General features: G+C 68.7%; 21 protein-coding genes. 11 read left to right on the top strand and 10 right to left on the bottom strand.

The genetic code is table 11. The features are described 5' to 3' along the window. Window positions 1-4: 4 nt before the first annotated feature. The 5 genes from OK345_RS04405 to OK345_RS04385 all read left to right on the top strand — a co-directional run bounded on the left by OK345_RS04405 (window position 5) and on the right by OK345_RS04385 (window position 5,151). The gene (locus OK345_RS04405; protein WP_265126710.1) at window positions 5-676 is read left to right on the top strand and encodes a Dph6-related ATP pyrophosphatase; all 672 of its coding nucleotides are present in this window, start codon (window positions 5-7) and stop codon (window positions 674-676) included. Between the two features lie 431 nt (window positions 677-1,107). Beyond that, a complete protein-coding gene (locus tag OK345_RS04400) occupies window positions 1,108-1,554 on the top strand; it encodes a hypothetical protein (protein ID WP_265126709.1) in 447 nt (148 codons plus the stop codon). Between the two features lie 137 nt (window positions 1,555-1,691). Continuing rightward, window positions 1,692-2,138: a hypothetical protein gene (locus OK345_RS04395; RefSeq protein ID WP_265126708.1), complete on the top strand. Its 447-nt coding sequence runs from the start codon at window positions 1,692-1,694 to the stop codon at window positions 2,136-2,138. Window positions 2,139-2,275: 137 nt separating this feature from the next. Then, a complete protein-coding gene (locus OK345_RS04390; RefSeq protein WP_265126707.1) occupies window positions 2,276-2,722 on the top strand; it encodes a hypothetical protein in 447 nt (148 codons plus the stop codon). An 83-nt stretch (window positions 2,723-2,805) separates the two neighbouring features. After that, window positions 2,806-5,151: an XVIPCD domain-containing protein gene (locus OK345_RS04385; RefSeq protein WP_265126706.1), complete on the top strand. Its 2,346-nt coding sequence runs from the start codon at window positions 2,806-2,808 to the stop codon at window positions 5,149-5,151. 106 nt (window positions 5,152-5,257) lie between these two features. Here OK345_RS04385 and OK345_RS04380 read toward each other — a convergent pair whose 3' ends face one another. From OK345_RS04380 to OK345_RS04340, 9 genes are all read right to left on the bottom strand, one after another. Next, window positions 5,258-5,887, bottom strand: a complete 630-nt coding sequence (locus tag OK345_RS04380) for a hypothetical protein (protein ID WP_265126705.1) — start codon at window positions 5,885-5,887, stop codon at window positions 5,258-5,260. A gap of 168 nt (window positions 5,888-6,055) precedes the next feature. Beyond that, window positions 6,056-6,898 (bottom strand): S-formylglutathione hydrolase, encoded by an 843-nt coding sequence (gene fghA / locus OK345_RS04375; protein ID WP_265126704.1) that lies wholly within the window; start codon window positions 6,896-6,898, stop codon window positions 6,056-6,058. Between the two features lie 5 nt (window positions 6,899-6,903). After that, window positions 6,904-7,449: a GrpB family protein gene (locus tag OK345_RS04370; RefSeq protein WP_265126703.1), complete on the bottom strand. Its 546-nt coding sequence runs from the start codon at window positions 7,447-7,449 to the stop codon at window positions 6,904-6,906. A 5-nt stretch (window positions 7,450-7,454) separates the two neighbouring features. Continuing rightward, the gene (locus OK345_RS04365) at window positions 7,455-8,564 is read right to left on the bottom strand and encodes an S-(hydroxymethyl)glutathione dehydrogenase/class III alcohol dehydrogenase (protein WP_265126702.1); all 1,110 of its coding nucleotides are present in this window, start codon (window positions 8,562-8,564) and stop codon (window positions 7,455-7,457) included. A gap of 63 nt (window positions 8,565-8,627) precedes the next feature. Next, window positions 8,628-8,903, bottom strand: coding sequence for a metal/formaldehyde-sensitive transcriptional repressor (locus tag OK345_RS04360; protein WP_265126701.1), 276 nt, complete (start codon window positions 8,901-8,903; stop codon window positions 8,628-8,630). Window positions 8,904-9,165: 262 nt separating this feature from the next. Beyond that, entirely contained in the window at window positions 9,166-10,506 is a 1,341-nt protein-coding gene (locus tag OK345_RS04355; protein WP_265126700.1) for a Wadjet anti-phage system protein JetD domain-containing protein, read from the bottom strand. Beyond that, window positions 10,503-13,934: an SbcC/MukB-like Walker B domain-containing protein gene (locus OK345_RS04350; protein ID WP_265126699.1), complete on the bottom strand. Its 3,432-nt coding sequence runs from the start codon at window positions 13,932-13,934 to the stop codon at window positions 10,503-10,505. Before OK345_RS04350 ends, OK345_RS04355 begins: the two co-directional genes overlap by 4 nt. Beyond that, on the bottom strand, window positions 13,921-14,547 hold the full coding sequence (locus OK345_RS04345; protein ID WP_265126698.1) for a DUF4194 domain-containing protein: 627 nt from the start codon (window positions 14,545-14,547) through the stop codon (window positions 13,921-13,923). Before OK345_RS04345 ends, OK345_RS04350 begins: the two co-directional genes overlap by 14 nt. An 88-nt stretch (window positions 14,548-14,635) precedes the next feature. Continuing rightward, the gene (locus OK345_RS04340) at window positions 14,636-16,105 is read right to left on the bottom strand and encodes a Wadjet anti-phage system protein JetA family protein (RefSeq protein WP_265126697.1); all 1,470 of its coding nucleotides are present in this window, start codon (window positions 16,103-16,105) and stop codon (window positions 14,636-14,638) included. A 126-nt stretch (window positions 16,106-16,231) separates the two neighbouring features. On the opposite strand from OK345_RS04340, the gene OK345_RS04335 reads away from it, so the two are divergent. Together OK345_RS04335 and OK345_RS04330 are read left to right on the top strand one after the other, a co-directional pair. Then, window positions 16,232-16,540, top strand: a complete 309-nt coding sequence (locus OK345_RS04335) for a hypothetical protein (RefSeq protein ID WP_265126696.1) — start codon at window positions 16,232-16,234, stop codon at window positions 16,538-16,540. Then, window positions 16,540-16,899: a hypothetical protein gene (locus OK345_RS04330; RefSeq protein ID WP_265126695.1), complete on the top strand. Its 360-nt coding sequence runs from the start codon at window positions 16,540-16,542 to the stop codon at window positions 16,897-16,899. The genes OK345_RS04335 and OK345_RS04330 overlap by 1 nt, the downstream gene beginning before the upstream one ends. 34 nt (window positions 16,900-16,933) lie before the next feature. On the opposite strand, the gene glmS is transcribed toward OK345_RS04330, so the two are convergent. After that, the gene (gene glmS / locus OK345_RS04325; RefSeq protein WP_265126694.1) at window positions 16,934-18,763 is read right to left on the bottom strand and encodes a glutamine--fructose-6-phosphate transaminase (isomerizing); all 1,830 of its coding nucleotides are present in this window, start codon (window positions 18,761-18,763) and stop codon (window positions 16,934-16,936) included. 215 nt (window positions 18,764-18,978) lie between these two features. On the opposite strand from glmS, the gene OK345_RS04320 reads away from it, so the two are divergent. The 4 genes from OK345_RS04320 to OK345_RS04305 are packed head-to-tail and all read left to right on the top strand — an operon-like array spanning window position 18,979 to window position 23,577. Continuing rightward, window positions 18,979-20,250 carry an efflux RND transporter periplasmic adaptor subunit gene (locus OK345_RS04320; protein ID WP_265126693.1) on the top strand — a complete coding sequence of 424 codons (1,272 nt, stop codon included), beginning with the start codon at window positions 18,979-18,981 and terminating at the stop codon, window positions 20,248-20,250. Window positions 20,251-20,284: 34 nt separating this feature from the next. Continuing rightward, a complete protein-coding gene (locus OK345_RS04315; protein ID WP_265126692.1) occupies window positions 20,285-21,007 on the top strand; it encodes an ABC transporter ATP-binding protein in 723 nt (240 codons plus the stop codon). A gap of 18 nt (window positions 21,008-21,025) precedes the next feature. Further along, complete coding sequence (locus OK345_RS04310) at window positions 21,026-22,348, top strand: ABC transporter permease (RefSeq protein WP_265126949.1); 1,323 nt, start codon at window positions 21,026-21,028, stop codon at window positions 22,346-22,348. 11 nt (window positions 22,349-22,359) lie between these two features. Next, window positions 22,360-23,577 (top strand): ABC transporter permease, encoded by a 1,218-nt coding sequence (locus tag OK345_RS04305; RefSeq protein WP_265126691.1) that lies wholly within the window; start codon window positions 22,360-22,362, stop codon window positions 23,575-23,577. The last annotated feature ends 20 nt before the right edge of the window (window positions 23,578-23,597 follow it).

The following is a 23,597-nucleotide window of genomic DNA, read 5'->3' as shown; positions in this document are numbered from 1 at the left end:
CACGATGCCCGTCCCGGTACTGCTGTCGTGGAGCGGCGGCAAGGACGCGGCCTGGACGCTGCACGTGCTGCGCCAGTCCGGCCAGTTCGAAGTCGTCGGCCTGCTGGCCAGCATCGAAAGCGACAGCGGCCGTGCGGCGATGCAGGGCATCGCCCGTGAGGTGCTGCAGGCCCAGGCCGATGCCGCCGGACTGCCGCTGATCGAAGTGCCGCAGCCGGCCATGCCCAGCAACGCGGTCTACGAAGCGGCGCTGGCGCAGGCCGCCGCACAGGCCCGCCAACGCTGGCCGGGGATTTCCCGAATCGCGTTCGGCGACCTGCTGCTGCAGGACATCCGCGACTACCGCCAGGCGCTGTGGGCGCGCTGGGGCTGGTCGATCGACACGCCGCTGTTCGACAGCGATACCGCCGCACTCGCGCGCGCGATGATCGACGGCGGCCTGCAGGCCACGCTCTGCTGCATCGACACCCGGCGACTGCCACCGGAATTCGCCGGCCGCCGGTTCGACGCGGCGCTGCTGGACGACCTCCCACCCGGCGTCGATCGCTGCGGCGAGAACGGCGAATTCCACACCTGCGTCCATGCCGGCCCGATGTTTGCCGCACCGCTGCGCCTGCACGTCGGCGCGCAGACGCGCGACGGCGACTTCCTGCGCACCGATTTCCGCTTGGCCTGAAGTCGCCCCCGCGCATCCGGTCCCTGGCGGACGGCATTCCCCATGCATCGCTCCGCGATCCCGATGCTGCGGCTGCATCGGCCCTCTCGTGCCGGCATGGAAGAACGTGTGCCGTCTGCCTCGGGGAATTCACGCAAGACGCCGCCCAAAGGAAGCTGCCCCATCGATGGAGAAACTCCTCTCCGTCCTGCAGATGCGGCGCAAGCGCGTATGCGCATTGCCTGAGCCGCGAGGTCAGCCCCGCATCCTCTCGACGTTCGGCGACGGCGAGCATGGCGAGGGATGCATCCTGTGAACACGCTTTTGACTGCTGCCCAAGCCATCGAACCGCTGCGCAAGCAGCCTGCCGGAAGATGGAACCCGGTACCGGTTGCCGGGTCCACCCGGGAGTAGTATCCGATCCACGCCCGGCCACCTTCAAGGAGAACACCATGCCGTTCGTCAACGAATACATCCCGCCCGAGGATGAGGAGAAGTATCGGCTGGCGGAGATCGATGCGAAGTTCAATGGGGGAAATCGAACACGGCAGTGGACCATCGACCGCGAGCGCGATATCTACTTCCGCAATCTCTCGCGAGGGCGTGAAGAGGAGACCCGCCATCAGGGTGTCTGGACGTTTTACTGGAAAGGAACGCCGCTGACGCTGCGACTCGATCTACTGGGAGGGGAAGGCAAGCCCGGTGACCCCGGTTGGTCGCATTGGCGGCTGGTCTCCCTCAATGGCACCAATGGGCTGTCGTCGGCCTTGGAGTGGCATCGGCAGTCGATCCTGGACGACTTGAAGCAGACATTGCTGGCTTACAAGGATGGTGGCGTCTTCTCGGTGAACACTGATTACCGAGTGATCTTGGAGCTGGCCGAGGAATGCATCCTGTAAGCACCATCGCTGATGGTTGCCCGAGCCATCGAACTGCTACGCAAGCGGTCTACCAGAAGATGGAACCCGGTACCGATGCCGGGTCCACCCGAGAGTAGTATCCGATCCACGCCCGGCCCACCTTCAAGGAGAACACCATGCCGTTCGTCAACGAATACATTCCGCCCGAGGATGCGGAAAAATATCGGCTGGCGGAGATCGACGCGAAGATCATCGGAGGCAATAAATCCCGTGACTGGACCATCGACCGTGAGCGTGACATCTACCTGCGCAATGTCGAAATAGGGCGTGATGAAGATACTCACCACCAGAGTCTTTGGACGTTCTACTGGAAAGGAACGCCGCTGACTCTGCGGGTCGATTTGCTGGACGCATGGGGAAAAGTTGGTGAGCCAGGAGGAGGGCACTGGCGACTGGTCTTTCTCAACGGCACCAACGGACTGCCACCGGCCTTGAAGGGGCATCGACAGGCGATCTTGGACGATCTGAAGCAGGCATTGCTAGCTTACAAGGATGGCGGCGTCTTTTCGGTAAAAACTGACTACACCGTAACTTTGGATCTGGCCGAGGAGTGCATCCTGTGAACACGCTTTTGACTGCTGCCCAAGCCATCGAACCGCTGCGCAAGCGCGCTTGCCAAAAGATGGAGCCGGGTACCGATTGCCTACTCCACCCGGGGTAGTATCCGATCCACGCCCGGCCCACCTTCAAGGAGAACACCATGCCGTTCGTCAACGAATACATCCCGCCCGAGGATGAGGAAAAGTATCGGCTGGCGGAGATCGATGCGAAGTTCAATGGGGGAAATCGAACACGGCAGTGGACCATTGACCGCGAGCGCGACATCTACTTCCGCAATCTCTCGCGAGGGCGTGAAGAGGAGACCCGCCATCAGAGCATCTGGACGTTTTACTGGAAAGGAACGCCGCTGACGCTGCGGCTTGATTTGCTGGACGCATGGGGAAAAGTTGGTGAGCCAGGAGGAGGGCACTGGCGACTGGTCTTTCTCAACGGCACCAACGGACTGCCACCGGCCTTGAAGGGGCATCGACAGGCGATCTTGGACGATCTGAAGCAGGCATTGCTAGCTTACAAGGACGGCGGCGTCTTTTCGGTAAAAACTGACTACACCGTAACTTTGGATCTGGCCGAGGAGTGCATCCTGTGAGCACGCCCTTGACCGCTGATCAAGCCATCGAATTACTGCAAAAGCAGCCTACTGCCTACAACACTCGGGAGAAATTGGCGGCCTTGGCCACGCAGTTGGATGCGGACAGCCCCGGCCGCGTCACCGTGCTGTACAGCACCAAGATCCACGAGGGATTGTCGACGGAGGACGTAGCCAAGGGATTGAACGCATCGGTCCAGGACATCCGCATCATCAACAACAGCCAGGCGGCACAGTTCCTGGCGTCCGATGATTTTCTCAGTGCTGCCGCCCGGCTGGATGGGGTGGCCTTGGATGAGTTCACGAAAGACGGCTACCGCAGCCCCACCAGCATATGGCTCTACCACCCCACCGACGGCCCATGGGCAGAGGTGTCCGGGCGTTTCGCCGACGGCGCGCGTGGCGAGGTGCGCGCCATTGTCCCCAATGCCGTGCCGGACCGGGTGTTCGGAGCCACCGAGCTGCCGCGCATCCTGGCCAATCCCCAGGTCACGGCGGTGGAAGGGCTGCCGCGCCCGATGCTGGCGCAGGTCCATGCCCGCGAGGGCCAGCAGGCGGTCTTCGAGATGGTGGCGGCGCAGTCGCACGCCAACCTGGGCGGCCTGCGGGCGGGCACGAACTACGCCGGTACGCTGCTGCACGACGACCAGGGCCGGATGCAGCTGGACAGCCGGGCGTATTTCAAGGACGGGCCGGTGCAGGGACGCGCGCCCGACATCGCCGGCACCTCGCGCGAGCTGGGCGAACTGGCGGGGCCGCCCAGCGCGCATGTGCAGGCCGGCCAGGCGCGCGTGCAGGCATGGCGGCTGGAGGTCATGCCGGACGCGGGCATCAACCCGGGAGCAGCGGAAACCCGGCTGGCGCGCGCGCTGGGACACGGCGCCGCCGTGGTGGCGACCGGCGTCGAGGTCGCCAACACCGCCCACGACTACGGCCGCCTGCGCAGCCAGGGCAACCTGACCGCGGCACAGGCGGCTGTCGGGCGCTCGGCCAGTACCGGCGCCGGGGCGTGGCTGGGCTTCGAGGCAGGGCTGGCCGCCGGCAGTCCGTTGGGACCGGGGGCGCTGGCCGTCGGTGCGGTCGGCGCGGTGGTCGGTGGCGTAGCCGGCGACAAGCTGGCCGACAAGGTCGAACACCATCGCATCTACACCCAGCGCGGCAGCGACGGCAACACCTGGCAGGCCGACCCGGCCCATCCCGGGCAGGGCTGGACGCGCACCCTGCCGCCGCTGCCGGATTATCCGCAGGGCCAGCGCCTGACCGCCAGCCCGGAACTGGCCGACGAACTCAACTACAAGGCCGTGTCCAAGGCCACCGAACTGGCGCTGGCCTCGGCGAGGGCGCGCGATCCGTTCCGGCTGCCAGCCAGCCGCGACGATGCGCACAGCGCCTACGGCGGCGACTGGATCCACAACCCGCACGACAACTCGTGGCAGCGGCAGATCAACCGCGACAAGCCCGGCCTGGGCCACCCCGAATCCGCCTCGCCGGAGCGTGCCGCGCAACTGGACGCCCAGTCGCGCCAGATCACCGCCGACAATGCCGCGCACAGCCCGGCGGCCCTCGCGGCCACGTTCAAGGTCATGTACGAGCAGAACGACTGGCAACGGCACGGCAAGATGCCGGAGGCGGTCGAGAACACCCTGGCGCACCCGGAGCGGGTGTTGGCATCGGATGGCCGGCAGTATGCCCACCAAGCCAGCGGCCAGTGGATACATGATGGGATGCTGTGGAACACCCATGCCGACGGCAACCTGCGGACGGAACTGGATCTGGCCGTCGACGCCCAACGCGCGCAGGTCCGGAAACTGCTGCAGCCGGGCCTCGCGCCCGATCGCGAGATCCCCACTCTGGAAACGGTTCAGGTGACCGCACCGGTGGAACGCAAGGCCGATGCGCATGTGCCCGCCGTGGGAGCGGCACCTCCACCGGCAACCGCCGAACCGCAGGCAAATGCCGCACCGGCGGCTTCGCAGTCGCAGCCCCCGCCCGCTTCCGGCCAGTTGTCAGCAGTGGACCAGGCCATGCTGGAGCAGGTCCGCGCCGGCGTGCGATCGCAGCGGCTGGCACTGGGCAACCCCGACGAGGCGGCCGGCGAACGCCTGAGCCACAGCCTGCTGGCGGCGTGCAAGGACAAGCGCGAGCAGTACCCGGACTACAACGGTCCGCTGTCCGATAATGCCCTGAAACGCGTGGACCATGTGGTGGTGGGCACCACCGGTAACCTGTTCGCGGCGGAAGGAGCGCTGGACAACCCCGCGAGCAAACGTACCTTCGTTACCGTCGCGCAGGGCATGCAGACGCCGATCGCCGAATTGGAGGCGAAGCTGGAGGCCGCCAACCAGACCATCGCGCAGGAACAGGCGCTTGCCCAGCAGCGCGAACAGACCCGTGTTCAGGGGCAGGGCGGTCCCACGATGGGGATGTAGCTACCCGGACTTCGTATCTCCGGCAACATCGACGGCTTCCGCCCGATGACCGGGATCGCGCAGGCCGCGCCGCCGTTGCAGGGCAGCGTGCGGCGGGCGTAGGCGCTCAACCGTAGGAATCAGGCGCTATCTCGCCGTGTATGAATCTGGCCTTACGTGTCTGTATGCCACCGTACGTCCACATGAAATCCCCATGCGGAACACCGTCGCAAAATGCACCGTCCCAGTCCACGACACTTATCGAGCCAGAAGCTTTGCCAGAGTAGGGCTCCCCGGAAATTCTCATGGCCCTGACAGGAAGTGCGTAGCCATCGCGATACTCGAAAATCACATCCGGGGGCACGTTGTTGCATCCATGCGGATTGTCGTAGTCACTTTCCATCGTTCTCCCCCGCCTTCCGCCGATGCCCAGGGCCTGGATCAAGTCGCGCTGCCAAGCGGCGCCGGTTTGATCCCGTTGTCGGGCTGCATGCGACCTGGCACGCAGCCATATGAAGAGCCCGCCGAGCACCGCTCCTGTGGCACCTCCCCCGATAAGGCCTTGGGTCAAACGCACTTCGATGAAGTAGGCAACCACACCACCAATGGCGCAACCAATGAGCGCCAGCCTGCCCACCTGGCGTCTCCGCACCAGGAAAAGAGCCTCCGCCATGCGTTTGCGATAAACCTCTTCCTGTGCGCGGATACCCGGTTCAAGGATGGCCCGGGCGATCGCATCCGCCTGTCTCTTGTCCATGCGATTACCTCTGATGTGCAACCCAACGCCGACTTGCACCGCAACGATGGCAGCGCGGGAGATGGACGGACCGGACACCGGGGCTCGACTCCCCCCATCCGGACCTGCTCCGGGCAAATCCCGCGGTTCGATCCGGCCGGTGCCGGCAGCAGGCCAATAATCCGCTCACTATGGCATGCCCGGCTCCTCCAGCGCATTCGCATGGTGGGCGATGTGTTCGCCGATGAAGCTGGCGATGAAGTAGTAGCTGTGGTCGTAGCCGGGTCGCATGCGCAGCGTCAGCGGGTGCCCGGCGGCGGCGCAGGTGGCCTGCAGCAGCTGCGGCCGCAGCTGGGTTTCGAGGAATTCGTCGGCCCCGCCCTGGTCGACCAGCAACGGCAGCTTCTCCGTGGCCGACTTCAGCAACTCCAGCGTGTCGTACTGTTTCCATGCCTCGCGGTCGTCGCCGAGATAGGCCTTGAACGCCTTCTCGCCCCACGGCACCTGCGATGGCGCCACGATCGGCGAGAACGCCGACACGCTGCGATAGCGGTCCGGATTCTTCAGCGCGATGATCAGCGCGCCATGGCCCCCCATCGAGTGGCCGCTGATGGCGCGCGCGACGGTGGCCGGGAAATCGGCCTCGATCAGCGCCGGCAGTTCCTCGACGATGTAGTCGTACATCCGGTAATGGCGTGCCCATGGCTGTTGCGTGGCGTTGAGGTAGAAACCGGCGCCCTTGCCCAGGTCGTAGCCCTCGGCATCGGCCACGCCCTCGCCGCGCGGGCTGGTGTCCGGCGCGACCAGGATCAGGCCGTGCTCGGCGGCATAGCGCTGCGCGCCGGCCTTGGTGATGAAGTTCTGCTCGGTGCAGGTCAGGCCGCTCAGCCAATACAGCACCGGCAGTTCCTGCGTGGCCGCCTGCGGGGGCAGGTACACGGCGAAATCCATCGTGCAGCCGAGCACTTTCGATTCGTGCCGGTAGACGTCCTGCCAGCCGCCGAAGCAGGCGCGATGTTCGATGCGTTGCATGGGATTCACTCCGTCAAGGGTTGTTTCGCGGCGAGGCCGGCAGCAGCGACCGCATCCGGTTCGATGCGCTGGATCCAGGTGCTCTTGCAGTCGCCGTAGGCCCGCGGATCAAGCCGGTGCAGGCGTTGGCAGCGCTCTTTCTCGCGGTCGTATTCCAGCGCGAGCGATGGGTTGCCCCGAAGGTGGTCGCGAAACGCCAGATGGCGCGCGATCCCGGGCGAACCTTCGGCATACCCGTGCAGGTGCATCAGGCGGCGTCCGGTGGCGGGATCGTCCTTCGTGCAGTAGCGGCGCCCCGGCAAGCCGTTCTCGCCGCGCCACCGGTAACCCCGCGCCCCGAGTCCGTCGCGTTGGAGCTCGAGCACGGACAGGTCGCGCACCACCGCCATCAGGTCGACGACCGGCTTGGCGCGGATGCCGGCGATCGCGGTCGAGCCGATGTGGTGGACGGCGACCAGGCCGTCGCCGAGCAACCGGCGCAGTGTCGCCGCTTCGGCCCGGGCGACGTGCGCCCAGGCCGGATCGTGCGGCAGCAGCTCGACCGCGCGCATGGCCGTCAGTAATGGACCACCGAGCGGATCGACTTGCCTTCGTGCATCAGCTCGAACGCGCTGTTGATGTCGTCCAGCGGCATGGTGTGGGTGACGAACGGGGCCAGTTCGATATCGCCCTTCATCGCGTCCTCGACCATGCCGGGCAGCTGGCTGCGGCCCTTCACGCCGCCGAACGCGGTGCCCAGCCACTTGCGGCCGGTGACCAGCTGGAACGGGCGGGTGGAGATCTCCTGGCCTGCGCCGGCCACGCCGATGATCACCGACTGGCCCCAGCCACGGTGCGCGCATTCCAGCGCGGCGCGCATCACGTTGACGTTGCCGATGCATTCGAAGCTGTGGTCCACGCCCCAGCCGGTCATCTCCACGATCACCTGCTGGATCGGCTTGTCGTGCTCCTTGGGGTTGATGCAGTCGGTGGCGCCGAACTGGCGCGCCAGCTCGAACTTGGACGGGTTGGTGTCCACGGCGATGATGCGGCCGGCCCTGGCCTGGCGCGCGCCCTGGATCACCGCCAGGCCGATGCCGCCCAGGCCGAACACGGCCACGCTGTCGCCTTCGGCCACCTTGGCGGTGTTGTGCACCGCGCCGATGCCGGTGGTGACGCCGCAGCCCAGCAGGCACACGTGCTCCGGGTTGGCTTCCGGGTTGATCTTCGCCAGCGACACCTCCGCCACCACGGTGTATTCGCTGAAGGTCGAGCAGCCCATGTAGTGGTAGACCGGCTCGCCGTTGTAGGAGAAGCGGGTGGTGCCGTCCGGCATCACGCCCTTGCCCTGGGTCGCGCGTACCGCCACGCACAGGTTGGTCTTGCCCGACTTGCAGAACAGGCACTCGCCACACTCGGCGGTGTACAGCGGGATCACGTGGTCGCCCGGCTTGACGCTGGTCACGCCCTCGCCCACTTCGACCACGATGCCGGCACCCTCGTGGCCGAGCACGGCCGGGAACAGGCCTTCCGGATCGTCGCCGGACAAGGTGAACGCATCGGTATGGCAGACACCGGTGTGGGTGATCCTGACCAGCACCTCGCCGGCCTTGGGCGGGGCGACGTCGATCTCGACGATCTGCAGCGGCTGGCCGGGACCGAACGCGACGGCGGCACGGGATTTCATGGGGAACACTCCTGCATGGCTAAACAACGACAAGGGCATCGGTACGCGGACGACCGCGCACCGTCATTTCAGGTAGGAACGGATCAGCATGCTCATCTCGCGCACGCGTTCGGCGCGCTGCGCATCGGATTGCGCGGGCTGGCCGAATTCCTCGCGCAGGTGCGCCTCCATCACTTCGGACATCAGCCCGTTGACCGCGCCGCGGATCGCGGCGATCTGCTGCAGCACCGGCCCGCACTCGGCGCCGGCCTCCAATGCGCGGTCCAGCGCATCGCACTGGCCGCGGATGCGCCGGACCCGGGCCAGGACGCGCTTCTTTTCCTGCGGCGAATGCGGCATACCCACCTCTATCTATACTGGGGGACAGTATATGAGCGAACGTCGCGACCGGCTACACCCGATTGCCGTGTCGCCCGGGGCAGCCCCCGGCGGTCCTTCATGCATGAGGGGCTCCCTGCCGCCGGCCCGGAGCGGCCGGACCAGGCACGCGAAGACGCCCCGGCCCATTCCTTCATCGTGAAGAAGCCTGCTCCGGCGAAGGCGGGGCCGCCTTGAACCGGCGGACGAGAGTGGACGAAGTCCAGGCGCCCAAGCCGCCGGATTACGGCAGCTGCGGCGGCAGGTGTTCCTGTTCCAGCAGCAGCGGCGTGCGTTGCAGGGCGGCAGCCACCGCGTCCCAACCGGCGCGGTGCGCCCAGTCGCACATCGTGGTCAACACCGTCGGTGACGGAGCTTCGGCACCGGCGATGAGGTCGACCGGCAGTTCATCCGGTGCCATCAACCACGGCTGCAGCTCCCGACCGGATTGCCGAGCCGTGTCGGCCAGCTTGGCGGCGATGCGGAAGCCGCCGCGATCGATATCGCCCCAGTGGTACAGCGCGGCATCGGCCGGCAGCCCGGCAAGCAGGCGCGCGTAGGCGGTGCGCCAGGCCGGCGACGGCATGCCGCCGGTGTAGAGCAGCAGCACCGGGGCATCGCCACGCAGGGTGGCGGCCTCGTGGAAGCTGGCGAGGTTCTCGATGCTCAACAGGGCGCGGGCGCCGGTGGCGATGCCGCGCACCGCATCCACCGGGAAGCCCAGCCAGCGCTGCGGCAATGTGTGGCGACTGGCATCGTCCAGTTCCACCGTGCCCTGCCCGGCCAGCAGCAGCGGCTGCGGTTCCTTGCGCAGCCCCAATGCCGACCAGACCTGCTCGTCCTCCAGGCCGCTGGGCATCAATTCGCCCGTCACCAGCAGGTCCAGCCATGCGGTCAGCGCTTCCAGTCGCTTGCTGTTGCCGAACAACTGCGCACTGGCCCTGCGCAGGATGCGTTCACCGCGTGCGTCGGCCTGCAAGACAGCCACTGCGTGCGCGGCAGCGGCCAGGTCGGCGGCGGCGTCCGGGCCGTGGCCACGCACCTTGCGGCCGGTGCGCCATGCGTCCAGCACCGTGGCGATGACGGGGAAGTGCGGCTGCGCGCCGGGTTCCGCGTTCCCACCTTCTGAATCCCCGTGGGAGCGACGTGAGTCGCGACCGGGCTTTCCCGGTAAAGCCCGGTCGCGACTCGCGTCGCTCCTGCACGGGTGGGGTGCGTGCCATTGCACGAGCAGGGCTTCCGCGCGCGCCACGCGTTCGCCCAACAGCTCCACGCCGAGCTCGCGCGCCAATGCCGCCGCATCGAGCACGCGCAGGCGCAGCAAGCGCTCGCCGTCGTCGCGGTGGCGGTCGCGCTCGACCGTGATCGCGCCGGCGCGCTCGGCCAGGGCGATGCGCGCGTGGAACGCCTCGAAATCGGCCACGCCGCGCAGCGCGCGGTACTCGGCGCCGTCGCGCTTGCCGTCCATCGACAACGTGGCCGGTTCCGGATCGCCGGCCAGCGCCGCGGCTTCGGCACGCCGCAACAAGCGTTCAAGGACGCGCCGGGCCGGCGTGTCGCGCTCGCTGCCCGGCGCCCGGCTCATGGGATCGCCTGCTCGCGTTCGATGCGTTCGGTCTCGGCCGCCAGCAGCTCCGGGTGCAGGTCGAACTGGTCGGACAGCAGCAGGGTGCGCGCGGCTTCGGTGACCTCGATGCGTTCGGCCTGCAGCAGGTCGCCATCGCGGAACAGCTCGATGTAGCTGTCCAGCACGCCGGACAACGTGCCCTGCGCGGTGTCCGGCGCGGCCAGTACCAGCTGCAGGCCCAGCGAGCGCAGGTAGCCGGTGATGGCGCGCGCGTTCTGCGCGTCGATCTTGTCGCCGAACTCGTCGAGCAGGATCAGCCCCAGCCCGCCCGGCTGCGCCTCGCTCTTGCCGTAGGCCGCGGCCAGGGCGGCGCCGGCGATCACGTACAGCGGCGCACGGTGCTCGCCGCCGGAGCCGGAGCGCATGCGCTCGCTCAGGCTGCCGATCACGCGGTCTTCCTGGCGGATCTGCACCTCGAAGCGGAAGAAGCGGCGGTAGTCGTCCAGCGGCGAGTTGGCCACGTGCGCGCTGGCCTTGTCCTCGACCAGCGCGCGGAACGCCTCGGGCACCTGCCCTGCACTTTCAAACAGGGTGTCTTCGCCGCCGATGTCGGCGGCGCGCTGGATGAAGCGATGCAGTTCGCGGAATTCCGGCACCACCTCGTAGTGGAACTGGTAGCGCTCGTTGTTGGAGAACGCCGGACTGGCACGCAGGGTGCGGTTGAGCGTGGCGATCTGGGTCTTGAGCCGGGTGAAGTTGTCGTACAGCGTCGAAGCCACGCCGGTGCGGAAGGTATCGACCGCGGTGGCGTAGGCCTGCTGCGCTTCTTCTTCGTACTGCACCAGTTCGGTGTCGCGCAGTTGCGTCAGTTCGCGTTGCAGCAGGCTGCGTGCGGGCCGCCATGCGCTGGCGTCGAAGTCGAGTTCGATGGCGTGGTCGCGCGCGTATTGCGCCAACCCGCTCCAGGCCTCGGGCAGCAGCCGCGCCAGCTGTGCGTCGCTGTCCCGGGCACGTTCGTCGCAACGGCGCGCCCGCTCCTCCAGCGAGGCGTACTTCTCGTCCAGCTCCTCGCGCTGGCGCTCGACCCGGTTCGGGTCGACGTCGGGGTCGGCGAAGGCTTCCACCGCGCGGCGCACGACCAGTTCTTCCTGCTGGCGCAGGCCGTCAAGCAGGCTGCGCGTGCGTTCGAGGTCGGAGGCGGCCACCGCTTCCTGGCCGACCAGCGTCTCGGCGCGCTTTTCGCACTCGCCCAGTTGCAGGTTCAGTTCGCGCACCTGCTCGGACAACCGCAGCAGGTCCGGGTCCAGCGAGGCGCGGCGGCTGTCCTGCGCGCTGCGGTAGCGCTCGGCCACCTGGCGGTGTTCGAGCACGCGCTCGTGCAGCGCCTGCGCCACCGCGTCGGCGTCGGCCAGCCGTGCCAGCCCGCGCTGGCAGTCGTCGGCGCGGCGCAGGCGTGGTTCGATCTCGCGCACCGCGCGCTCGGCCTGTTCGATTTCCTCGTGCAGCACGCGCAGGCGTGCGCGGTTGTCGGAGGCGCCGATGCGCAGGTCGCCGGCGGCAGGCAGGCGCAGGCGCTCGATGCTGCCACCGCGCGAGAGCAGGCCGTCGCGGGTCAGGCCCTGGCGGCTGCGCACCAATTCGGCTTCGGTTTCCACGCAGCGCAGTTCGCCGAGTTGGCGGCGCAGGAAGGCCAGCGCATCGGCGTTGACGCCTTCCAGCAACGCGGCGACGCTGCCTGCGGCCGGTTCCTCGGCGCCGCGCGAGTTGCGCGCCTGGCTGGACAGCGCCAGCTTGACGCCATACACCGAGCGCCCGCCGGACAGGCCGCGGTACAGCTTGACCGCGCGTTCCTCGTCCTTGTCGGGGATCAGCAGCGCCTCGACGTTGCTGCGCAGGTAGCCTTCGATGGCGTGTTGCCAGGTTGCATCGGTGACGCGCACCAGGTCGCAGACCGGGCGTGCATCGATGCCGGCGTCGCGCAGGTAGCTCATCAGCCGCACCGTGTCCGGGTGCAGTTCGGCCTGGCCGGCGGCCAGCCGCTTCTGGTTCTGCCGCGCGGTTTCCAGCGCGTCGCGCGCCTTGTCGTGGGCGGCGTGCAACTGGCGGGCGTGGCGGTCCACCTGCTCGCGCAGCGGTGCGGCGGCTTGCAATGCCTGCCGCGCGCGGGAGAACAAGTCCTCCGGCGTCCACGGCAGCGCGTCCTCGGCGGCCAGCCCCGACAATTCGGCATGCCAGCCGTCCCAGTCGGCGCGCGCGGCAGCCAGCACGTCGGCGTCGATGCCCTCCAGCTCAAGGGTGCCGAGCTGGCGGAACTGCTCGCGGACGAAGCCGATCTCGCGCGCCAGATCCTTCTTCAGCTGCGCGAGGCGGTCGCGGTCGCGACCGGCCAGTTCGTCCAGCTGCGCCTGTTCGCCATAGCCGGCGCTGCCCTGCAGGCGGGCGTTGGCGCGGGCCTGTTCCTCGCGCAGGGTGTCGCGCTCGACGCGGGTGTCGGCCAGGCGACGACGGGTGTCGGCCAATGCGTTTTCCGCATCGCCGAGTGCGCCTTCGGCCTGGTCGAGCTGCTCGCTGTACAGGTCGCGCGCGTATTCGGCGGCCAGCGCCCGCGCGGAGGCGGCGCGGGTGGCCTGGCCGGCGATCTTCTCGTACTGGCGCTCCACGCCTTCGGCCGCATCGATGCGCTGCCTGACCTGCTCGATCTTCTCCTTGATCTGGCGGAAGCTTTCCAGCAACGCGCGGAAACGGGCGATGTCGGTAGGCCGGTCCTCGGCCACCAGGGTGCGCACGAACAGGTCCACGTCCTCGACGCGCTGCAAATTCAGCGCGTTGAGGAAGGCCTTGCGGTAGGCGGTGAGGTCGGGGCTGACCGAGGGGCCGGCGCGCAGGCGCAGCAGCAGGTCGCGCAGGAAGCGTTCGGCATTGGGGTGCAGCTGCGGGGTTTCCCCGGCTTCCTTGCAACGGCGGCTGATGTACTCGCGGAAGGTGTTCCAGGCCAGCGGCAGTTCCTTGCCCTTGACCCGTTCGACGTGCTCGTCCAGCTCCAATGCCACGCCCGGCAGCAGGTACAGGCCGTGCACGCGGTGATCGGGTTCGTCGCTTGATGCGCCCAGGGCGATGCCGGCGGTCAACGGCACGCCGGTCTCGGTGTCGCGGAACACCAGCGATATGTAGGTCGTCGCGGTGCGGCGCTTGCGGCCTTCCTCGCCGGTGCGGAACACGCCCAGGCAATAGTCGCGGATGGTGCGCGCGCGGTGGCTGCCGCCGGCCTGCGCGTTGAAGCGGATGCGGCTGCGGTCGCCGCCCAGCAGCACGATCTGCAGGGCATCGAGCAGCGCGCTCTTGCCGGCACCGTTGGGCGCGATGATGGCGCTGGTGCGGTCCAGCTGCAGGCTCTGCGCCTCGAACAGGAAGAACTGGACCAGATGGACACGCTCAAGCTGCTGCATCGTCGTCCTCCGTTTCCACATCGCCGTCATCGTCGCGGTTGTGCTGGTCCAGCCGCTGCAGCCACTGTTCGCCGACGATCTCGACGATGGCCGGGCGTACCCGCAGGTGGAACGGCTGCGGGTCGTCGCTTTCCGAGTCCACCAGCCGGCACACGCCCCAGCGCTTGAGCGTGCGCGCCAGCGCGCGCAGCGCGCCGACGTCGGGCATGGCGCGGCCGGTCAGCGCCTGCCAGCTTTCCTGCAGTTCGGGCAGTTCCACCACCACTTCGCCGTGGTCCTCGATCAGGCCCTGGCGCATGGCTTCGTCATAGCGTTGGCGCAGCACCAGCAGGGCCAGGGTTTCGTCCAGCGTCACCGGCGCGCCTTCGCCATGCGACGGCAAGGCCACCACGTAGCGATAGTGCGCATTGCGCTCCAGGCGGATGCCCAGCGGCTCCAGCGCGGCGACGAAGTCGTTGTGGTGGTCCTCGACCAGGTGATAGGCCACGCGCGAGCGCGGGTCGGTGGCGTACAGCACCTGCTCGGTGGCCAGGCGATAGGCGGCGCGTTCGAAGTCCTGCACCGTGTAGGTGCCGTTGGACATCTGGCTGAGGGTGTTCCAGCTGCGTTTCATTCAGTGGCCGGGAATCGAAAATGGGAAATGGTGCGTGGAAGCGGCGTGGGTCGCGACCGGGCTTCACCGGGCAGTCCCCGGTCGCGACTCACGTCGCTCCTACAGGCGTGGGAGCGGCCGCACCGACCCGCTGGATGCGGAAGCGCGGGCCGCGCAGGTAGTCGTTGTCGGGGGTCTCGCCGATGTCGAGCAGTTCGACGCGGAAACCACGCAGCAACCGGCCCAGCGGGTCCTCGCGGCGCAGGCCGCCGATGCGGTTGCCGCGCAGCGCCAGGGTGAGCAGCGTTTGATAAGCGCGCAGGTCCTCGATGCTGGCGATGTCCAGCTGCGCCGATTCGATCGCCGTGCCGTGCTGCAGGTGGCGGCCGACGTAGCGCGCCATGTCCTCGGCGTTGACCAGCCGCGCGCGCTTCATCCGCCGCAGCAGCGACAGCCGCGCCAGCTGCTCGGGCGTGGGCGGGGTGGTGGCGTTGGCGCTGCGCGGGATGGGCGCAGGCTTGCGGTGCGGCGGGCGCAGCCGGGTTTCATCCATCAGCGGGCCGGGCGCGACCGGCAGCCGCAAGGCTTCCTCCGGTGCCGACAGCACGCCACGGCAGGCGCGGCGCAGCAGCACGTCGAGCTTGTCCGGCGCGCGCAGGCGGTAGTCAAAGAAGGCCAGCGCGCGGCGGTTGGCCTGGCGGATGTCCTCGTCCAGCCGGGTCAGGTACTCGTCGATGCGCTCCAGCTCGCGCAGGCGGCCGAGGCTGCGCGACAACCGCTGTTGCGCGCGTGCCTCGTCGCCGCCGCTGACGTGTTCGCGGTACCACGCCACCAGCGTCTCGCGCTGCGTACCGGTTTCCAGTTGCTGCACCATCGCCAGGATCGAACTGCGCCGCGCCATCGGGTGGTCGGCACGGTGCAGCTCGGCGTAGTCGCCGATGAACAACTGGCCGACGTAACGCTCGAACCACTGCCGGGCGAACTGCGCGGTGGTCTCGGCCTTGCTCAGTTCCGGCATCAGGTCGCGCACCTGCAGGCTCATCGAGGCCAGCGACACCAGCAGCCGGCGCGCCTGGTCGGCGGCCTCGTCGAGGATGCCGCCGTCCATGCGGCCTTCGGCCACCTGCTGCAACTGCAGCTCCACCGAGCGCATCTTGGCCGAGACGAAGGTCGGGCCGTGTTCGCAGAACTCCACCAGCGTGGACAGCAGCTGCGCCACCATCGGCGGCATGGTCACCATCTCGCGCGCGCCGATGCGCTCCTGGCGCAGCCAGCCGGCGGTGCGGAAGCGGTCGTGGATGGCGTTGGCGCGCACGTTCAGCGGCGCATCCGGGGCCTGTCCGTCCTCGTCCTCCCACGGGTCGTCGGTGAGCAGGTAGCGCTCGATCGCGGCGGTGATCTCGCGGCGCGGGAAACCGTGGCTGGGCGGCACCGGCGCGTCCGGGCCGAAGAACTCGTCGAACAGCCGGCACAGCAGCGACCAGTAGTTCTGGCGGTTGGCCGAGGCCAGCGGGCCGAAGATGCCGGCGGGCACGACCGTGAACAAAGGCGGGGTGGTCGTGGGGTTGGGCGTACTCAAACGTCGGGGTCCTGCTGCTTCCTGCCGTGCGGCGGCGATTGTGGCATATCGCCGCCGGGGTGGCCTTTCCCGGACGGGAGAAGTCGCGCCACGCTTGGCCCTGCACCATCCCGCAGGCCCAAGCCCATGACCGGCGCCGCTGATCCGTTCGAGTGGTTCCTGCGCCAGCGCGGCAAAGATCGGCGCCGCATCGTCCGGGCCACGCGCGGCGAATACGGGCCTGCCGATGTGGTGCAGGAGGCCTGGCCGATGGCCGGGCAGCTGTCGGCCCGGCACGGGGTGGAGGCCGACTTTTCCGATCCCGGTTTCCAGGAACGGCTGATCAGCCACCTGTACCAGGCCCTGGTGCGCCATGCCGGACTCCACGTCCGGCATGGGTACGGCCGGACCACGCCAGCGGCGACGAGGCCGACGAAGGCGCTCCGCACCGGCTGATGAACCGCCTGGTCAGCGACGAGGCCCATGATCCGCTGGCCCGCCTGATCGCCGGCGAAGAACGCGCCGGTCTTCCCGACAGGGACACCGCCCATCCCTCGCGCGCCGGCGCATGGATCGTGCTGCTGCGAAGTTGCGGCAACCACATGCCGGCGGTAGCCGCACGGCTGCCGATCTCAGTCTCGTATGCCTATCGCCGCTGTGCCGAGGCAAGGCGCATCGCCAGCCTACAAGGCGCTATCGCACTCACGCCACCGCGCAGCGCGGACCAGCTCGGCCCGTGGCGTCGCTACCGGGCCATGCGCACACCGCGGCAGCTGGAATTCGATGTCGACGGACCCTTGCTCGCTGCACCCTGATCCCCTGCGGATCAGGGCATCGCGCCATGCGCACTCACTCCACGGTGACGCTCTTGGCCAGGTTGCGCGGCTTGTCCACGTCGGTGCCGCGCGCCAGTGCGGTGTGGTAGGCCAGCAACTGCACCGGGATGGTGTGCACCACCGGGCTGAGCACGCCGGCGTGGCGCGGGGTGCGGATCACGTGCACGCCTTCGGAGGCGCCGAAGTTGCTGTCCTGGTCGGTGAACACGAACAGTTCGCCGCCGCGCGCGCGCACTTCCTGCATGTTGGACTTCACCTTCTCCAGCAGGCTGTCGTTGGGCGCGATCACCACCACCGGCATTTCCGCGTCGACCAGCGCCAGCGGGCCGTGCTTGAGTTCGCCGGCCGGGTAGGCCTCGGCGTGGATGTAGGAGATTTCCTTGAGCTTGAGCGCGCCTTCCAGCGCGATCGGGTAATGCAGCCCGCGGCCGAGGAACAGCGCATTGGACTTGCCGGCGAAGCGCTCGGCCCAGGCGACGATCTGCGGTTCCAGGTTCAATGCGTGCTGCACGCTGCCCGGCAGGTGCCGCAACTGCTCCAGGTAGTCGGCTTCGCGCTCGGCGTCGACACGGCCGTGCAGCTTGCCCAGCACCACGGTCAACTGGAACAGCGCCGCCAATTGGGTGGTGAACGCCTTGGTCGAGGCCACGCCGATCTCGGCGCCGGCGCGGGTGTAGCACACCAGCTCGCTGGCGCGCGGGATGGCGCTCTCGGGCACGTTGCAGATCGACAGCGTATGCAGGTGTCCCAGCGACTTGGCGTACTTGAGCGCCTCCATCGTGTCCAGCGTCTCGCCGGACTGGGAAATGGTGACGATCAGGTGCCTGGGGTTGGCGTAGGCGGCGCGGTAGCGGTATTCGCTGGCGATCTCCACGCTGCACGGCAGGCCGGCGATGGCCTCGATCCAGTAGCGCGCGGTCAGGCCGGCGTAGTAGCTGGTGCCGCAGGCGAGGATCTGCACGCCCTCGATATCGCGCAGCACGGCTTCGGCGTTCTTGCCGAACAGCTCGGCCGGGAAACCGCCGGCATCGATGGCCGCCTCGAGGGTGTCGCCCAGCGCGCGCGGCTGCTCGTGGATCTCCTTCTGCATGAAGTGGCGGTACGGGCCCAGCTCCAGCGAGGCCAGCGACACGTCGGACAGGTGTTCGCCGCGCTGCACCGGGCGGTCGTCGCCACCGAACACGCGCACGCCCTGGCGGGTCAGCTCGGCGGTGTCGCCCTCTTCCAGGAAGATCACCCGGCGCGTGGCCTGGACGATGGCCGACACGTCGGAGGCGACGAAGTTCTCGCCCTCGCCCAGCCCCACCAGCAGCGGGCAGCCCATGCGCGCGACCACCAGCCGCTCCGGCTCGGCCTGGCTGACCACCGCCAGCGCATAGGCGCCGGTGAGTTCCTTGACGCTGTGCTGCAGCGCCAGCAGCAGGTCGCCGTGCTGCTGCAGGTGGTGGTGGATCAGGTGCGCGATGACCTCGGTGTCGGTCTGCGACTCGAACACGTAGCCCAATGCGGCCAGCTTCTCGCGCTGCTCCTCGTGGTTCTCGATGATGCCGTTGTGCACCAGCGCCACGCCGTGGCTGATGTGCGGATGGGCATTGGCTTCGGTCACCCCGCCATGGGTGGCCCAGCGGGTGTGGCCGATGCCGAGCGTGGCGTGGAAGCGTTCGACCTGCGCGGCGGCTTCCATCTCCGAGACGCGGCCGGTGCGGCGTACCCGGCGCACCTCGCTGCCGTCGATCACGGCGATGCCGGACGAGTCGTAACCGCGGTATTCCAGGCGCTTCAGTCCTTCGATCAGTACCGGAACCACATCGCGATCAGCGATCGCACCCACAATGCCGCACATAGTCAGTCCACTGGAAACGTCAGGCGGTCATTTTAGCCATGGCCGGCACCGGCCCTCCGGACAAATGCTGTCCGGTGCCGGCCGGGCGGTGTCCGCGGCAGTGTCCGCGGACACCCGGACACTGGCCGCGTGAAAAATAAACAAGTGTTTTCAATGGCTTGGAATTGGCACGGGTTCTGCTTAACGGTAACCAACCCCAGCAGCGAAGCCGATTGATGATCCGCGACACTTCCGCCCAGGACCACACCCTCTCTTCCAAGGACGCGCCCGCCCCGTGGCGCCGCTGGCTGTGGCCGGCCGTGGCCGTCCTGGTCGTGCTCGTCGGCATCGGCTTCGTCGCCAAGGGCTGGCTGGGCGGTTCGCGTTCGTTCGACAGCGCCCGCCTGCGCATCGCCACCGTCGGCCGCGGCGACCTGGTGCGCGACATCGCCGCCGACGGCCGCGTGATCGCCGCCAACAGCCCGGTGCTGTACGCGATCTCCGCCGGCACCGTGACCCTGAAGGTGGTGGCCGGCGACGTGGTCAAGCAGGGCCAGGAGCTGGCGGTGATCGACAGCCCCGAGCTGCGCAGCAAGCTGGCGCAGGAGCAGGCCACGCTGGCCGGGCTGGAGGCCGAATCCAGCCGCGCCACGCTCGACGCCACCCTGGCCCGCGCCACCGGCAGCAAGCTCACCGACCAGGCCGGGCTGGTGCGCACCGCCGCCCAGCGCGACCTGGACCGCTTCCAGCGTGGCTACGACGGCGGCGCGGTACCGCAGGTCGACCTGGCCAAGGCCCAGGACGAGCTGAAGAAGGCCGACATCGAACTGCAGCACGCACGCCAGGACGCCGCCCTGCAGAGTCGCGGCGCCGACCTGGATGCGCGCAACAAGCGCCTGCTGGCCGAACGGCAGAAGGCCGTGGTCAACGAGGTCGAGCGCCAGGTCGCCGCGCTGACCCTGCGCGCGCCGTTCGATGGCCAGGTCGGCCAGGTCCAGGCCACCCAGCACACCCAGGTCGCGGCCAACGCGCCGGTGCTGGGCGTGGTCGACCTGTCGCGCTTCGAGGTCGAGATCAAGGTGCCGGAAAGCTTCGCCCGCGACCTGGCCATCGGCATCCCGGCACAGCTCACCAGCGGCTCCGGCCAGCCGTTCCCGGGCGAGATCTCGGCGGTGTCGCCGGAAGTGGTGAACGGCGAGGTCGTGGCCCGCATCCGCTTCTCCGACCAGCAGCCGCCGGGCCTGCGCCAGAGCCAGCGGATGAGCGCGCGCATCCTGCTCGACACCCGCAAGGACGTGGTCAAGGTCGAGCGCGGCCCGTTCGTCGAGCAGTCCGGCGGGCGCTATGCCTGGGTGGTCAACGGCAGCACCGCCAGCCGCCGCCCGGTGACCTTCGGCGTCAGCAGCCTGGGCGAGGTCGAGATCGTCGAAGGCCTGCAGCCGGGCGAAAAGATCGTCGTTTCCGGTACCGACCTGTTCGGCGATGCCGAGCGCGTTTCCATCAACTGATCCCCGTTTCCACCTTTCAGCACAGGAACCTCCCATGCTCCAGATGCAATCCGTCTCCAAGGTCTTCCGCACCGAACAGGTCGAAACCCACGCGCTGCGCTCGCTCGACCTGCACGTGCGCGAAGGCGAGTTCGTCGCCGTCACCGGTCCGTCCGGTTCGGGCAAGACCACCTTCCTCAACATCGCCGGGCTGCTGGAGACCTTCACCAGCGGCCAGTACCTGCTCGACGGCCAGGATGTGAGCCACCTCGGCGACGACGCCCGCTCGCGCCTGCGCAACCAGAAGATCGGCTTCATCTTCCAGGGCTTCAACCTGATCCCCGACCTGAACCTGTTCGACAACGTCGATGTGCCGCTGCGCTACCGCGGCATGCCGGCGGCCGAGCGCCGCCAGCGCATCGAGAAGGCGTTGAGCGACGTCGGCCTCGGCTCGCGCATGAAGCACTACCCGGCCGAGCTGTCCGGCGGCCAGCAGCAGCGCGCCGCCATCGCCCGCGCGCTGGCCGGCAGCCCGCGCCTGCTGCTGGCCGACGAACCGACCGGCAACCTCGACACGCAGATGGCGCGCGGCGTCATGGAGCTGCTGGAGGAGATCAACAGCCAGGGCACCACCATCGTCATGGTCACCCATGACCCGGAGCTGGCCGCACGCGCGCAGCGCAACGTGCACATCGTCGATGGCCAGGCCACCGACCTGCTGCGCGAGCCGGTGCTGGTACGCGCCGCGCACATCGCGGAATCCACCACGCAGGACTGAGGCAACCACGGCATGTCCCTGTTCCCGTACTACCTCCGCCAGGGCCTGCGCAGCCTGCGCCGCACGCCGGTGCTCACCGCGCTGATGGTGCTGTCCATCGCCATGGGCATCGGCGCGTCGATGACCACGCTGACGGTGCGCCACCTGCTCTCGGGCGATCCCTTGCCCGGCCGCAGCCAGTACCTGTACTACCCGCAGCTGGACGCGATGCCCGGCGAGGAGCCGCGCCGCAACCCGCCGGACATGCTCGACTACACCTCGGCGGTGGACCTGTGGCGCTCCGGCAGGGCCGACCGCCAGGCGCTGGTGGTGGACAGCCCGGTGAGGTTGCAGGCAGCGGACAGCCGCGAGCCGGCGAGCATGGCGACGATGCTCTCCACCACCGCCGACTTCTTCCCGATGTTCCAGGTACCGATGGCCTGGGGCAGCGGCTGGTCGGCCGAGGACGACGAGCGCCGGGCGCGGGTGGCGGTGATCTCGTGGGACCTCAACCAGCACCTGTTCGGCGGCCGCGACAGCACCGGCAGGATGCTGCGCATCCGCGGCAGCGACGTACGCATCGTCGGCGTGCTGGCACCGTGGCGGCCGTCGCCGCAGTACTACACGGTGGCCGGCGGCCGCTTCGCCCAGGGCGACACCGCCGGCTACTACGCCAAACCCGAGGATGTGATGGTGCCGTTCTTCACCGGGTTGCAGCTCAATGCCGGCAATTTCCGCCAGTTCACCTGCTGGGGCCTGCCCGAACGCCCCGGTCACCTGGAGAACTCGGACTGCGTGTGGCTGCAGCTGTGGGTGCAGCTGGACAGCGCCGCCAAAGCCTCCGCCTACCGGCAGTTCATGGACGGCTACGTGCGCCAGCAGCATGAGCTGGGCCGCATCCGCCAGACCGGCAACGTGCGCCTGCCCAGCCTGATGGAATGGCTGGACTACAACGGCGCGGTGCCGCGCGATGCGCGCCTGCAATCGTGGCTGGCGCTGGCCTTCCTCGGCATCTGCCTGTTCAACACCGTGGGCCTGCTGCTGGCCAAGTTCCTGCGTCGCAGCGGCGAGATCGGCGTGCTGCGTGCGCTCGGCGCGACCCGCTCGATGGTGTTCGCGCAATGCCTGGTCGAGGCGGCACTGATCGGCCTGGCCGGTGGCGTGATCGGCCTGGGCTTCACCCTGCTGGGCCTGTGGAACGTGCGCCAACAGCCGCTGGAGTACGCCGACATGGTGCATCTGGACCTGCCGATGCTCGCCCTCACCTTCGTCCTGGCGGTGGCCGCCACCCTCGTCGCCGGGCTGCTGCCGGCGCTGCGCGCCAGCCGGGTGGACCCCGCATTGCAGGTCAAGTCGCTGTGAGAACCCTGATCATGGACATCAAGCCCATCCTCGCCACGCTGACCCGGCACCGCGTGTCGGCGCTGCTGATCACCCTGGAAATCGCGCTGGCCTGCGCGGTGCTGTGCAACGCGCTGTTCCTGGCGGTGGCCCGCATCGACCTGATCGGCCTGGACAGCGGCGTGGACGAGGCCTCGCTGGCGACGCTGGCGCTGAACGACTGCGAAGGCTGCAACGCGGCCGACATCAACGGCCGCTGGCTGGACCTGCTGCGCCGCCAGCCCGGCGTGCAGGCGGCCGGCGTGGTCAACAGCGTGCCGTTCGCGCAGCGCGCCGGTGTGGCCGGGGTGACCCTGGACGCCGAGGGCAAGCACTTCGGCGGTGTGCCGCACTTCTACACCTTCGACCCGGGCGCGATCCAGGCGCTGGGCCTGAGGCCGGTGCGGGGACGCGCGTTCACTGCCGCCGACCACCAGCCGATCGACAACTTCCTGCCGGCCAACGCGCAGGTATGGATCACCCGCGATTTCGCCGAGCACCTGTGGCCCGGCGAGGATCCGCTCGGCCGCGAATTCTGGATGAGCAACTCCCGCCTCAGCGTGGCCGGCATCGTCGAGCACTTCGCCCGGCCCGACCCGGGCCGCAGCGAGGACGGTATCGCCGCGGCGCAGTGGTCGGTGATCGTGCCGGTCACCACCGACGCGCAGAGCGGCACCTACGTGGTGCGCGCCGACCCGCGCGACCTGCCCGGCATCCTCGGCAACGTCATCGCCGCGGCACCGGCGCTGGTGCCCGAGGCCATCCTCAACCGCGAATACAGCCGTACCCTGGCCGACCTGCGCCACGCCTATTTCGCCCAGGACCGGGCCATGACCCGGCTGCTGCTCGGCGTGTGCCTGGCGATGCTGCTGGTGACCGCGCTGGGCATCGTCGGCCTGGCCAGCTTCTGGGTGCAGCAGCGCACCAAACAGATCGGCATCCGCCGCGCGCTGGGCGCCACCCGACGCCAGGTGGTGGCCTATTTCCAGACCGAGAACCTGCTGCTGACCGCCGCCGGCATCGTGCTGGGCATGCTGCTGGCCTATGGCGGCAACCAGCTGCTGATGCGGTACTTCGAGATCGCCCGCCTGCCACTGCCTTACCTGCCCATCGGCGCACTGGCGCTGTTCGCGCTGGGCCAGGCCGCCGTGATCGGCCCGGCGCTGCGCGCCGCCGCCGTGCCACCCATCGTCGCCACCCGCAGTACCTGACCGCCCGCAAGGAACACGAG

It is taken from the genome of Xanthomonas chitinilytica (genome assembly GCF_026107455.2).
Lineage (GTDB): Bacteria > Pseudomonadota > Gammaproteobacteria > Xanthomonadales > Xanthomonadaceae > Stenotrophomonas > Stenotrophomonas chitinilytica.
The sequence above is the reverse complement of the archived record's forward strand: the minus strand, read 5'-3'. Positions and strand labels throughout refer to the sequence as shown.